The 12,979-nt window shown below is 61.6% G+C and carries 16 protein-coding genes; 13 read left to right on the forward strand and 3 right to left on the reverse strand.

What is annotated here, in order from left to right; genetic code table 11:
• The first annotated feature begins 15 nt into the window (after nucleotides 1-15).
• The 7 genes from HK439_RS10575 (at nucleotide 16) to glp (ending at nucleotide 6,041) form a co-directional block, all read left to right on the forward strand.
• Nucleotides 16-696, forward strand: coding sequence for an SDR family oxidoreductase (locus HK439_RS10575; protein ID WP_190291375.1), 681 nt, complete (start codon nucleotides 16-18; stop codon nucleotides 694-696).
• A gap of 195 nt (nucleotides 697-891) precedes the next feature.
• Complete coding sequence (locus HK439_RS10580) at nucleotides 892-1,350, forward strand: BLUF domain-containing protein (protein WP_190291376.1); 459 nt, start codon at nucleotides 892-894, stop codon at nucleotides 1,348-1,350.
• 154 nt (nucleotides 1,351-1,504) lie between these two features.
• Nucleotides 1,505-2,677 (forward strand): benzoate/H(+) symporter BenE family transporter, encoded by a 1,173-nt coding sequence (locus tag HK439_RS10585; protein ID WP_190291377.1) that lies wholly within the window; start codon nucleotides 1,505-1,507, stop codon nucleotides 2,675-2,677.
• Between the two features lie 41 nt (nucleotides 2,678-2,718).
• Nucleotides 2,719-3,615, forward strand: coding sequence for a formate dehydrogenase accessory sulfurtransferase FdhD (gene fdhD, locus HK439_RS10590; protein WP_190291378.1), 897 nt, complete (start codon nucleotides 2,719-2,721; stop codon nucleotides 3,613-3,615).
• Nucleotides 3,612-4,265, forward strand: a complete 654-nt coding sequence (mobA, locus tag HK439_RS10595) for a molybdenum cofactor guanylyltransferase MobA (RefSeq protein WP_190291379.1) — start codon at nucleotides 3,612-3,614, stop codon at nucleotides 4,263-4,265. The genes fdhD and mobA overlap by 4 nt, the downstream gene beginning before the upstream one ends.
• The gene (mobB, locus tag HK439_RS10600; RefSeq protein WP_190291380.1) at nucleotides 4,262-4,789 is read left to right on the forward strand and encodes a molybdopterin-guanine dinucleotide biosynthesis protein B; all 528 of its coding nucleotides are present in this window, start codon (nucleotides 4,262-4,264) and stop codon (nucleotides 4,787-4,789) included. The genes mobA and mobB overlap by 4 nt, the downstream gene beginning before the upstream one ends.
• Nucleotides 4,779-6,041 carry a gephyrin-like molybdotransferase Glp gene (glp, locus tag HK439_RS10605; RefSeq protein ID WP_190291381.1) on the forward strand — a complete coding sequence of 421 codons (1,263 nt, stop codon included), beginning with the start codon at nucleotides 4,779-4,781 and terminating at the stop codon, nucleotides 6,039-6,041. Before mobB ends, glp begins: the two co-directional genes overlap by 11 nt.
• A gap of 38 nt (nucleotides 6,042-6,079) precedes the next feature.
• On the opposite strand, the gene HK439_RS10610 is transcribed toward glp, so the two are convergent.
• Nucleotides 6,080-6,727 carry a glutathione S-transferase family protein gene (locus HK439_RS10610; protein WP_235987765.1) on the reverse strand — a complete coding sequence of 216 codons (648 nt, stop codon included), beginning with the start codon at nucleotides 6,725-6,727 and terminating at the stop codon, nucleotides 6,080-6,082.
• Between the two features lie 266 nt (nucleotides 6,728-6,993).
• Between HK439_RS10610 and HK439_RS10615 the strand changes: the two genes are divergently transcribed.
• The 3 genes from HK439_RS10615 to HK439_RS10625 all read left to right on the forward strand — a co-directional run bounded on the left by HK439_RS10615 (nucleotide 6,994) and on the right by HK439_RS10625 (nucleotide 9,401).
• Nucleotides 6,994-7,770 (forward strand): ABC transporter substrate-binding protein, encoded by a 777-nt coding sequence (locus HK439_RS10615; RefSeq protein WP_190291383.1) that lies wholly within the window; start codon nucleotides 6,994-6,996, stop codon nucleotides 7,768-7,770.
• 96 nt (nucleotides 7,771-7,866) lie between these two features.
• Nucleotides 7,867-8,580: an ABC transporter permease gene (locus HK439_RS10620; RefSeq protein ID WP_190291384.1), complete on the forward strand. Its 714-nt coding sequence runs from the start codon at nucleotides 7,867-7,869 to the stop codon at nucleotides 8,578-8,580.
• Nucleotides 8,580-9,401, forward strand: a complete 822-nt coding sequence (locus tag HK439_RS10625) for an ABC transporter permease (protein WP_190291385.1) — start codon at nucleotides 8,580-8,582, stop codon at nucleotides 9,399-9,401. Before HK439_RS10620 ends, HK439_RS10625 begins: the two co-directional genes overlap by 1 nt.
• A 10-nt stretch (nucleotides 9,402-9,411) precedes the next feature.
• Here HK439_RS10625 and HK439_RS10630 read toward each other — a convergent pair whose 3' ends face one another.
• Complete coding sequence (locus tag HK439_RS10630) at nucleotides 9,412-10,308, reverse strand: LysR family transcriptional regulator (RefSeq protein WP_190291386.1); 897 nt, start codon at nucleotides 10,306-10,308, stop codon at nucleotides 9,412-9,414.
• Nucleotides 10,309-10,407: 99 nt separating this feature from the next.
• Between HK439_RS10630 and HK439_RS10635 the strand changes: the two genes are divergently transcribed.
• The 3 genes from HK439_RS10635 to HK439_RS10645 all read left to right on the forward strand — a co-directional run bounded on the left by HK439_RS10635 (nucleotide 10,408) and on the right by HK439_RS10645 (nucleotide 12,301).
• Nucleotides 10,408-10,560 carry a hypothetical protein gene (locus tag HK439_RS10635; protein ID WP_190291387.1) on the forward strand — a complete coding sequence of 51 codons (153 nt, stop codon included), beginning with the start codon at nucleotides 10,408-10,410 and terminating at the stop codon, nucleotides 10,558-10,560.
• A gap of 108 nt (nucleotides 10,561-10,668) precedes the next feature.
• On the forward strand, nucleotides 10,669-11,550 hold the full coding sequence (locus tag HK439_RS10640) for an NAD(P)-dependent oxidoreductase (RefSeq protein WP_190291388.1): 882 nt from the start codon (nucleotides 10,669-10,671) through the stop codon (nucleotides 11,548-11,550).
• A gap of 7 nt (nucleotides 11,551-11,557) precedes the next feature.
• Nucleotides 11,558-12,301 (forward strand): DNA alkylation repair protein, encoded by a 744-nt coding sequence (locus tag HK439_RS10645; protein ID WP_235987767.1) that lies wholly within the window; start codon nucleotides 11,558-11,560, stop codon nucleotides 12,299-12,301.
• A gap of 98 nt (nucleotides 12,302-12,399) precedes the next feature.
• On the opposite strand, the gene HK439_RS10650 is transcribed toward HK439_RS10645, so the two are convergent.
• Nucleotides 12,400-12,891: a DUF302 domain-containing protein gene (locus HK439_RS10650; RefSeq protein WP_190291389.1), complete on the reverse strand. Its 492-nt coding sequence runs from the start codon at nucleotides 12,889-12,891 to the stop codon at nucleotides 12,400-12,402.
• Nucleotides 12,892-12,979: the final 88 nt, after the last annotated feature.

The raw sequence follows: 12,979 nt of genomic DNA on the forward strand, positions 1-12,979 counted from the left end.
ACTGCGAGAGGTCCCATGACCACAATCCTCATCACAGGCGCCAATCGCGGCATCGGCCTTGCCCTTGCCAGAACGGCTCTCGAAAAGGGCTGGACCGTCTATGGCTCTGCCCGCACGCAGGCCCAGGCGGATGAAACCGCCACACGGCTCGGCCCGGCCTTCCACCCCCTCGCCTTCGACGTCACCGATCATGCGGCCGTCCGGCGGGCCTCAGGCAAAATCGAAGGGCCTGTCGACATCCTGATCAACAACGCCGGCATCATCGGGCCCGACCGGCAGTCCACGCTGGATATGGATTTTGCCGGCTTCGCTCAAACACTCAGCGTCAACACCCTGGCGCCGCTCGCCGTCGCCCAGGCCTTCCTGCCGCAATTGCGCAAAGCGGAGCACGGCCGGATCCTGACCGTTTCCAGCCAGATGGCCTGGATGGGTTACGGGAAATCGGACCGGATCGCCTACCGGGCGTCGAAAGCAGCGGTCAACAAGGTGATGCAGGGCCTAGCCACGGACCTGGCGCCGGAGGAGATCGCCGTCGCACTGATCGATCCGGGCTGGGTACGCACCGACATGGGCGGAGCGGGCGCCGATCACGAGGCATCAGATGTCGCTGCCGGCATCATCCGCATCGCCGACCGCCTGTCCATGGAAGACACCGGCAAATTCTTCAAATGGTCGGGGGAAGAACGGCCGTTTTAGGCCATCACAACCAGCAAGATCACAGCTCCTGAAAACAAGCATTCGGGGAAAACGGTAACCTTTCGGCAATCCTGCCGTAAGGTTAGACACATATAATGTCTTCCCTTGCGTGGAATTCACTCGAATTTTTATAAAATTTGAACGAATTGCGGCGCAGGCTCGAATCATCGGGACGTCGATGGGAAGAGACGAGCCATGCAGCTATACCGTGTTTGCTACCGGTGCCGGATCGACTGGACGCACATGTCGCGGCCGCTTTCGGCAGAAATCGAACAAAGCCTGTCGCGTGCTCGGCGCATCAACCGACGATCCGGCGTGACCGGCGCCCTGTTCCTGGCCGACCAGCATATCGTTCAGGTTCTCGAGGGCGACCCCGGACCCGTGCTCGACACGGTCTATTGCGTCCTCACCGATCCACGGCTGAACACGCTGGAAGCCATCTTCCAGGAACCGGCCGAAGAACGGCTCTTTCCCAACTGCCTGATGTTTTTCCGGGATCTGACCGATGGCGTCGATGCAGCGCTTCACCCGGTTCTGAAGCCCTTGCTGGAAAACACGTCCGAGCTTTCGCGCGCTTCGGCCCTTCAAGCGGTCGAGCATTATTCGTCGGAATTGCTCGAAGGCCGCCTGACCAACACGATGCTGATGATCTGAGGCCCACCGCCTCGAGCATGCTCCGGCCCGCCCGGGTCGGCTTTCAAGCATTCCGCGTTCAATGTTTTTTTAGCGTGGCATTCGTGCTCGCGTCCGCTAAGGATGGGTCTTCTCTTCCGTCCTCCCCCCTTCGTTCACCCTTCCATTTCCCGTCATGACGCTCTCGCCTCCGTCGCTGCAATCCGTTTCCGCCGGGCTTCTGGCCTCCATCGTCGGCACCGCCAGTTCCTTTGCGGTGGTCGTCCAGGGTCTGCTCGCGGTCGGTGCTAGTTCCGACCAGGCGGCGAGCGGCCTGATGGCGCTTTCCATTGCCATGGGTCTTTGCGCGATCGTGGCGGCTCTTGCCACGCGCATGCCGATCAGCATCGCCTGGTCGACCCCGGGCGCTGCCCTGCTTGCCACCGGCGGTGCGGTCGAGGGCGGCTTTCCGGCGGCGGTCGGCGCTTTTCTCCTGTGCGCCGTTCTCATCATTGCGGCCGGCCTGTTCCGGCCGCTGGGACGCGCCGTGGCCGCAATCCCCATGCCGCTTGCCAATGCCATGCTGGCCGGTGTGCTGTTCGGCCTGTGCCTCGCCCCGGCCCGCGCCATCGGCGAATTCCCGGCAGAGGCCCTGACCATCATCGTCGTCTGGGCGCTCGCCTTCCGCTTCCGGCGCCTCTACGCCGTGCCGCTGGCCGTACTGACGACCGCGATCCTGATCTATACCACCAGCGATCCGGCTCAGTTCGGCGGATTGAGCGTGCTGACCCGCCCGATGCTGGTCATGCCGGAATTTACCCTGGGCGCAGCAATCGGGATCGGCCTGCCGCTGTTCATCGTCACCATGGCATCGCAGAACATCCCCGGAATGGCCGTGCTTTCGGCCAACAACTACTATCCGGACGGCGGCCGGCTGTTCAGCCTGACCGGCGTCTTCTGCCTGCTTGCGGCTCCCTTCGGCGGACATGCGGTCAATCTCGCTGCCATCACGGCTGCCATGTGCGCCGGCGAGGATGCCGACCCGGATCCCAAGCGCCGCTACTGGGCGGCGGCGTCCAGCGGCTTTTTCTATATCCTGTTCGGCCTCGTGGCGGCCGCGGCAACCACGTTCATCGCGGCAGCCCCTCCGGTCCTGATCGAAGCCGTGGCCGGCCTTGCCCTGATCGGGGCGTTCGCCAATTCGCTCATGGCCGCCACACGGGATGCGGAAACGCGGGAAGCGGCCGTCCTCACCTTTCTCGTGACCGCTTCGGGCCTGAGCTTTTTCGGTGTCTCCGGCGCATTCTGGGGATTGATCGCGGGCGGGGCCTTCATGGCGCTGATGCGGTTCAGGCGCAACACGCCGTAATCATCTTGCTCAAGACGGACACTCTGCCTACTCTTTCCAGAATGAGCGACGAACCCTCTTTAAAAGACAGCTATCTCCTGCGCCCCGATCCGACAGATTCGCGTCTGTCGACGACGGTGAGCGGAATCGATCAGAACGGCCGGCCGGTCGACACCCAGGTGGTGACGGAAAAGGCCCTGACGCTTTATCTGAATTCCCAGGAAGTGGTCACCATGATGACCATCGGCGACCATCCGGACTTGCTCGCCGTCGGCTATCTGAAAAACCAGAACATGCTGCGCGCCGACGACGTCATCACCGGCATCGACTACGACGACGATCTGGAAGTGGTCGTGGTGCGCACGGAGCGGGAAACGAATTACGAGGAAAAGCTGAAGAAGAAGGTGCGCACCTCCGGCTGCGCCCAGGGCACGGTCTTCGGCGATGTCATGGAGAGTTTCGACGAGATCCGGCTGACCTCCGACGCCCGCCTGAAAACCTCCTGGCTCTACAAACTCACGAAGACGATCAACACCACGCCGTCGCTCTATCTGGAGGCCGGTGCGATCCACGGCTGCGTGCTGTGCCAGGAAGACAAGGCACTGGTCTACATGGAAGATGTCGGACGGCACAATGCGGTCGACAAGATCGCAGGCTGGATGACCCTCAACAATGTGCCGGCCCATGACAAGATCTTTTACACCACCGGACGGCTGACCTCGGAAATGGTGATCAAGACCGTCATGATGGGTATTCCGATCCTTGTGTCCCGTTCCGGCTTCACCGCCTGGGGCGTGGACCTTGCCCGGCGCGCAGGCCTGACCCTGATCGGGCGGGCACGGGGCAAGCGGTTCATCGCCCTTTCCGGAGAGGACCGGATCGACTTCGATATGGAACCGTCCTCGGCCGAGGACGAACCGGACAAGGTCCGGCGCAAGGGGAGCCTTGCCGCGGAATGATCAAAGCTCACAAACGACACCCGGACGAAAACAGCGTTCTTGCCTGCATTCTGGCCGGCGGCCAGTCCCGGCGCATGGGCGGCGGCGACAAGACCCTCATCGATATCGGGGGCAAATCGATGCTGGCCCATATCATCGACAGGCTGTCCCCCCAGACGGAACGCATCATTCTGAACGCCAATGGCGATCCGTCCCGCTTTGCCGATTTCGGTTTCCCCGTGGTGGCCGACCCGGTGGGTGATTATGCCGGGCCGCTTGCCGGGATCCTCGCCGGACTGACCTACGCCCGCGATCACGCTCCGCAAGTGCGCTACGTGGTATCGGTCGCCGGCGACACGCCGTTCTTTCCAAAGACGCTCGTATCCGGGTTGCTGAGCGCCGTGCCCGCCGCCCGTCCGGTGATTGCGCTGGCAAGTTCCCATGACCGGCTTCATCCGGTCTTCGGGTTGTGGCCCGTCGCCCTTGCCGAAGACCTGCACAACTGGCTCTCAAGCGGGCAAAGCGGCAAGGTGCTTGCCTTCGTCGACCGGCACGAGAGCGTCGAGGTCGCCTTCGAGGACGACGAGACGGGCATGGATCCGTTTTTCAACGCCAACCGGCCGGAAGATCTTGAAACCGCCCGCCGCGCCATGGACCTGATATCGGGATGACTGAGCAACCCGTTTTCGGAATCACCGGCTGGAAAAATTCCGGCAAGACCCGGCTTGTGACCCGGCTGGTCGCCGAATTCACACGGCGCGGCTTCAAGGTCTCGACCGTCAAGCACGCCCACCACAACTTCGACATCGACAAGAAGGAGACCGACAGCTACCGGCACCGGGAGGCAGGGGCGGTCGAGGTCGCGCTTGTTTCAGGCAACCGCTGGGCGCTGATGCATGAACTCAGGGGCGAAGACGAACCGGGTCTGGACGATATCCTTGCACGGATTGCGCCCTGCGACCTGGTGCTGATCGAAGGCTACAAGCGCGAAGGCCATCCGAAGATCGAGGCCCGGCGGACGGCTTCGACCAACTCCGAACCGTTGGCACCGAAAGATCCCGCCATTATCGCGATTGCCGCGGATCATCCTGTTGCGGACACCGGACTGCCGGTGTTCGACCTGGACGACATCGGCGCGATGGCCGACTTCATTGCCGCCACGGTTGAACTCAAGGAGCCGGACAGTGTCGGCTAAGCCCCTGCTCGACGACTGCTTCCTGCATGACAAGGACCGGCTGCGCCACACCGAGGCGCTGGCGATTCTCAAGGAGCGGATGCATTGCGTCACCGGGCCGGAAGAGATCCCGCTGGAGCAGGCCTATGGCCGTATCCTTGCGGAAGAGATCACGGCCCCGCGCGACGTTCCCCAGTCGGACAATTCGGCGGTCGACGGCTATGCGTTCCGGTTCGAGGATCATGAGGAGGCCGGAGGCTTTTTCCGGCTGGAACAACGGATCGCCGCCGGGCACCCGAGTGAAAAGCCGCTTGGGCCCTGGGGGGCGGCGCGGATCTTTACCGGCGCCATCATGCCGCCGGGCGCCGATACGGTCGCCATGCAGGAGGACTGCGAAACCCACGACCAGGACGGCCAGTCCTTCGTGATCGTTCCGGCCGGCCTGAAGAAGGGCGCGAACCGGCGCAGGGCCGGCGAGGACCTTGCAAAGGGCACGGTGCTGCTGTCACCCGGCCAGCGGCTCCGGCCGCAGGACCTTGCCGCCATCGCCTCGACCGGCCGGGGCAGCATCAGGGTATACCGGAAGGTCCGGGTCGCGCTCATGTCGACCGGCGATGAGATTCGCCGTCCCGGATCCGAGCTTCAGCCCGGCGAAGTCTACGATTCCAATCACTTCCTGCTGCGTGCCCTGTGCCAGAACCTGGACGTGGAGATCGAGGACCTCGGCGTGCTGAAGGATCGCGCGGAAACGATTGCCGCGACCATGAAAGCAGCGGCGGAGCGTTCGGACGTTCTGCTGACGACCGGCGGCGCCAGCCGCGGCGAAGAAGATCACGTCCTTTCCAGCCTGGACAAGCTCGGCAAGCGGCACATGTGGCAACTGGCAATCAAGCCGGGCCGGCCGATGATGTTCGGCCAGATCGGATCTTGCGTCTTTCTGGGCCTGCCCGGCAATCCGGTGGCCGCCATGGTGTGCTTCCTGCTCTATGCCCGCCCGGTCCTGTCCGTGCTCGGCGGCGGTCCTTTCCTCGAGCCCTGCAGGTTCCAGGTTCCCGCCGATTTCGAGGTTCTAAAAAAGAAACCGGACCGGCGGGAATTCTATCGGGGCATTCTGGACAGGGATGCGGACGGGCGGACGGTCGTGCGCAAGTTCGACCGGGACGGGTCGGGCCTGATCACGGGCTTGCGCGAAGCGGACGGCCTGATCGAAATCCCCGAAGACGCCACCTCGGTCCCCCGCGGCAGCCTCGTCGACTTCATTCCGTTCTTTTAGGTAGCGATACCTTCAACCGGGCCTGCCGGAAAATCTGCTCAGACTTCCTCTTCCTCGACGGTCCACGGCTCCTGCACAGCCGCCTCCTGCCATTCGATCCAGGCGGGTAACGACATCATTGCGGCACTATAGGTCGCCACCGTGGGATCGTCGGACAGCAAATAGGTGGCGAACCGGCTGACGACCGGGGCAAACATGGCATCGGCGATCGTAAAACCGCCGAACAGGAAGGGACCGCCGGAGCGATCGAGACATTCCCGCCAGATCGCGACGATCCGGTCGATATCCGCCTGTACCTTGCCATCTATGCCGATCCGGCCCGGTTCCCGGCGCATGTTCATCGGACAGGCGGACCGCAGCGCGGTAAAGCCCGCATGCATTTCCGCGGAGATCGCGCGGGCATGCGCGCGCAGGCCGACATCTCCTGGCCAAAGCCCCGCGTCCGGGAAGACATCCGCCGCATATTCCAGGATGGCGAGCGATTCCCAGACCGTGAGAGAGCCATCCTTGAGCACAGGAACCTTCATGGTCGGCGAGAAGGGCCGGAACGCCGGATTGCCGTTCTTGAAATCAAACGGCACAAGTTCCTCGGTGAAAGGAATGCCCGCCTGTTTCAGACCGATCCAAGGCCGGAACGACCAGGACGAGTAGTTCTTGTTTCCGATGAACAGCTGAAAATCTGACAAGGTCTCTTCCTCCGGATTGCCCACAGACGGCCGGCTCCAAATGGGTATTTTCATCCGCTTTACCAGCTTCTTCGGAAAAATCTGCCCGCCTGGACCGGAGAAAACAGGAAAACGCTACGGCAAGGCCATGCGTGTCTACAAAATCCTGCCTTCTACCATGGGATTAACGGTTGAATTTTACGAAAAAATGATGGGAATATTGGAATTCGGCGAGACTGGCATATCCATGCCGTTCCGCTCAACAAGTTATTTAGGGGACCAAAATTATGTACATCAAGCGTTTGGCTGCTGCCGCCGCTATCGTTCTGGCCGCAGTCGGCGGCGCACAGGCAAAGGACTGGTCGAAGGTCCGGATCGGCACGGAAGGCGCCTATCCTCCCTTCAACTCCCTGACCGCCGACGGCAAGCTGGTGGGCTTCGACATCGATATCGCGAATGCTCTTTGCGAAGAGATGAAGGTCGAGTGCGAATTCGTCACCCAGGACTGGGACGGCATGATCCCGGCGCTGCAGGCCGGCAAGTTCGACGCGGTCATCGCCTCCATGTCGATCACCGAAGAGCGCAAGCAGAAGGTCGACTTCACCAACAAGTACTACAACACCCCGCCGGCAATCGCCGTGCCGAAGGATTCCAAGCTCAAGGGCACGACCGACGCGGACCTGAAGGGCGTGATGCTCGGTGCGCAGTCTTCCACGACGCACTCCAACTACGCGGAAGAAAAGCTGCCGTCGGCCGACCTGAAGCTCTACCCGACGCCGGACGAATACAAGCTCGATATCGCCAATGGCCGTATCGATGCGGTGATCGACGACGTTGTGGTGCTGTCCGACTGGCTCAAGACCGATGACGGCGCCTGCTGCAAGATCCTCGGCACGCTGGTTCCGGATCCGGTCATCAACGGCGAAGGCGCCGGTATCGCGATCCGCAAGGAAGACGGCGACCTGAAGGAAATGTTCAACAAGGCGATCGCAGCCATCCGTGCGAACGGAAAATATCAGGAAATCAACGACAAGTACTTTGATTTCGATGTCTATGGCGGCTAGTCAGGACATGTAGTCCGCAAGACAAGAGAGCGCGGCGAGGTGCTTACGCCGCGCTCTTTCCATAAGGGGGAGTAGCATGAAGGTGGCGCCAAGCGCATGAACGAGGCACTGACGCTCTTGTCCTTCGGGGACGCCGGCTGGGGGGACGAAATCGCCCACGGCGTTCTGATAACCGTCTCGCTCGCCATTTGCACTCTTCCGCTCGGACTGGCTCTCGGCTTTGTCCTGGCGCTTGCCAAGAAAAGCGAGGATCCCTCCCTCCGGCTCGCTGCCAATATCTACACGACGATTTTCCGCGGCCTGCCGGAACTGCTGACCCTCTTTCTCGTCTATTTCGGCGTTCAGATCGCCATCCAGCAGGTTTTGAAGCTTATCGGGGTCGACGCCTATATCGAGGTCAATTCCTTCGTTGCCGGTATGGTCGCCCTGGCTCTGGTGTTTTCCTCCTACGCATCGGAAGCGTTTCTCTCCGCCTTCCGCGGCATCCCGCAGGGCCAGTATGAAGGCGGCTATTCTCTCGGCCTGTCGCATGGCAAGACCATGCGTCTTGTCGTCCTGCCCCAGCTCATCCGGCTTGCCCTGCCGGCCCTCGGCAATCTCTGGCTCATCCTGTTGAAGGACACATCACTGATCTCGGTGGTCGGACTTTCCGACCTGATCCGCCAGTCCGGTATCGCCGCCAGGGTCACGAAGGAACCGTTTCTGTTCTTCGGCATTGCCTGCCTGATCTATCTGGTACTCGCCATGATTTCGTCCATTGGCCTGTCCCGTATCGAAAACTGGTCGAAACGCGGGGAGACGGAACGGTAATGTCCTCTCCTGCCTCCACCCCTCTTCCGCCGCCTCCGGTCGCTCGCCCCTGGAGCAAAACACGAGTTCTCGGACACGTGCTGATGGCGCTGTGGATTGTCGCCGGCGCCGCTCTTGTCTACTACCTCAGCCTCAATGTGGTCAGCCCGTTCTTCCTGAAGTACTGGCCGGAATATGTCCACGGCTTCCTCATTACATTGAAGATCGTCGGGGCGTCGCTCCTGATCGGCGCCGCCCTTTCCTTGCCGATTGCGATCGCACGGTCTTCGAAAAGCCGCATCCTGAACGGCGTCTCCTACGCCTATGTCTACTTCTTCCGCGGCACGCCGCTGCTCGCCCAGACGTTCCTGATCTACTACGGGGCCGGCTCTTTCCGGGACGCCTTGACCGATATCGGACTGTGGTGGTTCTTTCGCGACGCGACCTATTGCGTGATCTTCGCCTTCGCGCTGAACACATCGGCCTATCAGGCGGAAATCCTGCGCGGATCGATCGAGAATGTGCCGAAGGGACAATGGGAGGGCGCAGAGGCGCTCGGCCTGTCGAAACCGGTGATCTTCTTCAAGATCATTCTGCCTCAGGCGCTGATGGTGGCGCTCAGGCCCTACGGCAACGAGATCATCCTGATGATCAAGGGATCGGCCATTGCCGCCATCGTCACCATTTACGACATCATGGGCGAGACCCGGCGGGCCTATTCGCGCTCCTATGATTTCCAGGCCTATATCTGGGCGGCGGTCCTGTATCTTTTCCTGGTGGAGACCCTGCGCCGGATATGGGACAAGTTCGAAGCCCGCCTCACACGCCACCTGAAACGCTGAACGAGATTTCTCAGGCGCAGCGGGCCGCGGCTTCGGCGGCGTGCGCCCTGATCCAGGAAATGAACGTCTTCAGCGGCGGACGCTGAACCCCGGGCCGCGTTACCAGATGATAGCCGGAGGATGTGGGTTTGATGTCCTCGTACAAGACTTTGAGATTTCCCGCCTCGATATCCGATTCCACGAAGACCTTGGCGGTCGCGGAAATGCCGTCGCCCCGGCGCAGGCCGTCGAGCACCATGAACCCCGGCAGGTGGGTGATGTTCAGCTTCGATCTCGGGACGATCCCCTGACGCTCGAGCCAGAGCGACAATTCATTGGTGCCCAGTTCCTGGAGCCACGGGTAGTCCTGGATCTCCGCCGGATCGCACATCGACTTATCGCCGACAAGGCTTGCTGCGCCGACGATCACGTAGTTGGAGGGCAGCAGCAATTCCGACTCCAGTCCCGGCCAGTTGCCGTTGCCGAACCGGATGGCAAGATCGATGCCGCCGGGTGCGAATTCGACCACATCGCCGGTCGGGTTCAGCATTAACTCAATGTCCGGGTGCTGATGCTTGAAATCGGAAATCCGCGGCATCAGCCAACTGACCGCGAAGGACGGGGTCATGGTCACATTGAGCGGACGCGACTGGTCCGCCTGAAGCAGGCCGTCCACCGTTTCCTGCAGGATCGCAAATCCTTCGCGAAGCCCGTCCGCCAGTTGCAGGCCTTCAGGCGTCAGCGCCACACCCCGCCCTTCCCGCACGACGAGTTGTGCGCCCAGCCGGTCCTCCAGCGACCGGACCTGCTGGCTGACGGCGGCGTGGGAGACGTTCAGGTCCCTGCCGGCTGCGGAAAAACTCTTTTTCTCGGCCACCGCCGCAAACGCCCTCAGGCTGCTGAGCGATGGCAGGTTGCGCCATTCCATATGTAATCCATACTTACATTTTAGAATTTTAGATGATTGGATTTTATCTCAGCATTCCAGCATTGTCTAATCATCGAAGACGCAAAGGAGTGTTAGACAATGTTCGATGTTCTTGCCCAGGCCTACATGACCGCAGCCCGGTTCAGCCCCTACACCCGCCCGCAACCGTCCAGCGAGCAAAAACTTGCAAAACGCCCCCGGACGTCCTCCACTGAAGAGCGGACGGAATACCGCCCGAGGTTCTGGGTCTGATGCTCTGGCCTGACAGATGGCCGCGAATGCGCTAGAACCCGACTACCCCGAATAACAGGCCCGGCGAACCGCCGGGCCTTTCGCTGCGACTTGAGGAGGAAGCGGGATATGGCAAAGGTTGCTTTCATCGGTCTGGGCGTCATGGGCTACCCGATGGCCGGCTTTTTGAAGACCAAGGGCGGACATGACGTCACCGTCTATAACCGAACCACGGCAAAGGCCGAGAAATGGGCGGCCGAATACGGCGGTCATTTTGCCCAGACCCCGCAGCAGGCCGCCGAAGGCTGCGATTTCGTCCTTGCCTGCGTGGGCAACGATGACGACCTGCGCGCCGTCACCACCGGAGAAAACGGCGCCTTCCACGGACTGAAGACCGGGGCGATCTTCATCGACCACACGACCGCTTCGGCCGAGGTTGCCCGTGAACTTTATACCGCGGCCAAGTCCAAGGGCTGCGGCTTTGTCGATGCACCGGTTTCCGGCGGCCAGGCAGGTGCGGAAAACGGCGTCCTCACCGTCATGTGCGGCGGAGACCAGGCGGACTTCGACAAGGCCAAGCCGGTCATCGACTGCTTTGCCAAGTTCGCCGGCCTGATGGGCGAAGCCGGTGCCGGCCAGCTCACCAAGATGGTCAACCAGATCTGCATCGCCGGCCTTGTCCAGGGGCTGTCGGAAGCCATCCATTTCGCCAAGAAGGCCGACCTCGACGTGCCCAAGGTGATTGCCGCGATCAAGGGCGGTGCGGCCCAGTCCTGGCAGATGGAAAACCGCTGGGAGACCATGAACGCCGGCAAGTTCGACTACGGCTTTGCCGTCGACTGGATGCGCAAGGATCTCGGCATCTGCCTGAAGACCGCCAACGACACCGGCGCACGGCTTCCGGTCACCGCCCTGGTGGATCAGTTCTATGCGGAAGTCCAGGCGATGGGCGGCAACCGCTGGGACACCTCCAGCCTGATCGCGCGGCTGGAAAACGCCGACAAGAAATAGGCGCCCCTTGGCCGCGGTCTCAGGCTGGACCGTCGACGCCGTTCTGACGGATCTCAGACACGCCGGCTCGGACGAAAACCGGGCCGGCATGAAGCGGTTCGGCATTCAGGTGGACCGGGCCTTCGGCGTACCGATGGCCTATACCCGCCCGCTGGCCAAGAAAATCGGCAAGGATCCGGCCCTGTCGGCCGCGCTCTGGGAAACCGGCTGGCACGAAGCGCGCATCCTCGCAGCCCTGATTGCCGATCCAAAACAGATCACGCCGGTGCAAATGGACGACTGGGTGGGTGCCTTCAATTCCTGGGACCTGTGCGACCAGGTCTGCGCCGTTTTTGCCAGCACAAGATATGCCACCGAAAAAATTGCTGCCTACGTGGCCGATGAGCGCGAATTCGTCCGGCGTGCCGGTTTCGCCATGATCGCCTGGCGCGCGGTTCACGCGAAGAAGGTGCCTGACGAAGACTTTCTCGGCTATCTCCACCTGATCGCCGACAAGGCGAACGATCCGCGCAACTATGTTTTCAAGGCGGTCAGCTGGGCCTTGCGGCAAATCGGCAAACGCTCACAAAGCCTTCACGCCCCTGCCCTTGCACTCGCCGAACGCCTTGCCGCCTCCGCAGACAGGACGGAACGGCGCATCGGCAAGGAGGCCGCTCGCGAACTTACCTTGGAGAAGACCCTCGCCCGACTGCGACGGAAGGCGCGCAGGACAGGTCAGAACTCATTGCAGAGTTTGAAAACAGTCAAATGAAAATGCCCCTCCCGGATCATTAAGGGAGAGGCAGTTGGCGTGCTCCGGGGCGGAAGTCCGTCCCGAAGTCACTGCGGAGGAACTGAAGGTCAGGCCGCTTACTCGGACGCTTCCTTGACGATGTCGTTCAGCAGGGCGTTCACGTCGGCGATCGCCTTCTTGGAAGCCTCGTCGCCGGTTTCGGTCAGATTGCGGTAGCCGACAACGACGGTGCCCGGATTGTCCGCGGTCTCATAAACAAAGACGCCATAGGGACAGAAGGCGATATTGGCCGGATCGGCTTCCATGGCGGCCCGAGACAGGACGGCCGAGCAGAACAGCATCGATTGCGCGTTGGTGTAGATATCCTTCTTGGCCCCGAGGTCGGCCCCGGTGCGCGCCAGCATGTCTCCGATATGGGAGACATAATCGACAACCAGACCACGGTTGACGATGGCGTTTTCCAGAGCGAAACGGACATCCTCGAAATCACCCTGGACCGTGTAGGTCGTCGTGACTTCGCTCGGCGGCATGTCGGCCGCCATGGCCGCTCCGCTCAGGGTCGCCGCCATTCCGGCTGCGATCAAAATTTTTCCGAAGAATCCAGACATGCTATCCTCCCAAATTGGCCAGCCTGCTCATCTTATGCGAACCGGATGGCGTTCCGTTTGATACATCTCAAAATCTGAATACATTCGT

The sequence above is a fragment of the Roseibium aggregatum genome (assembly GCF_014692675.1).
Classification (GTDB): domain Bacteria; phylum Pseudomonadota; class Alphaproteobacteria; order Rhizobiales; family Stappiaceae; genus Roseibium; species Roseibium aggregatum_C.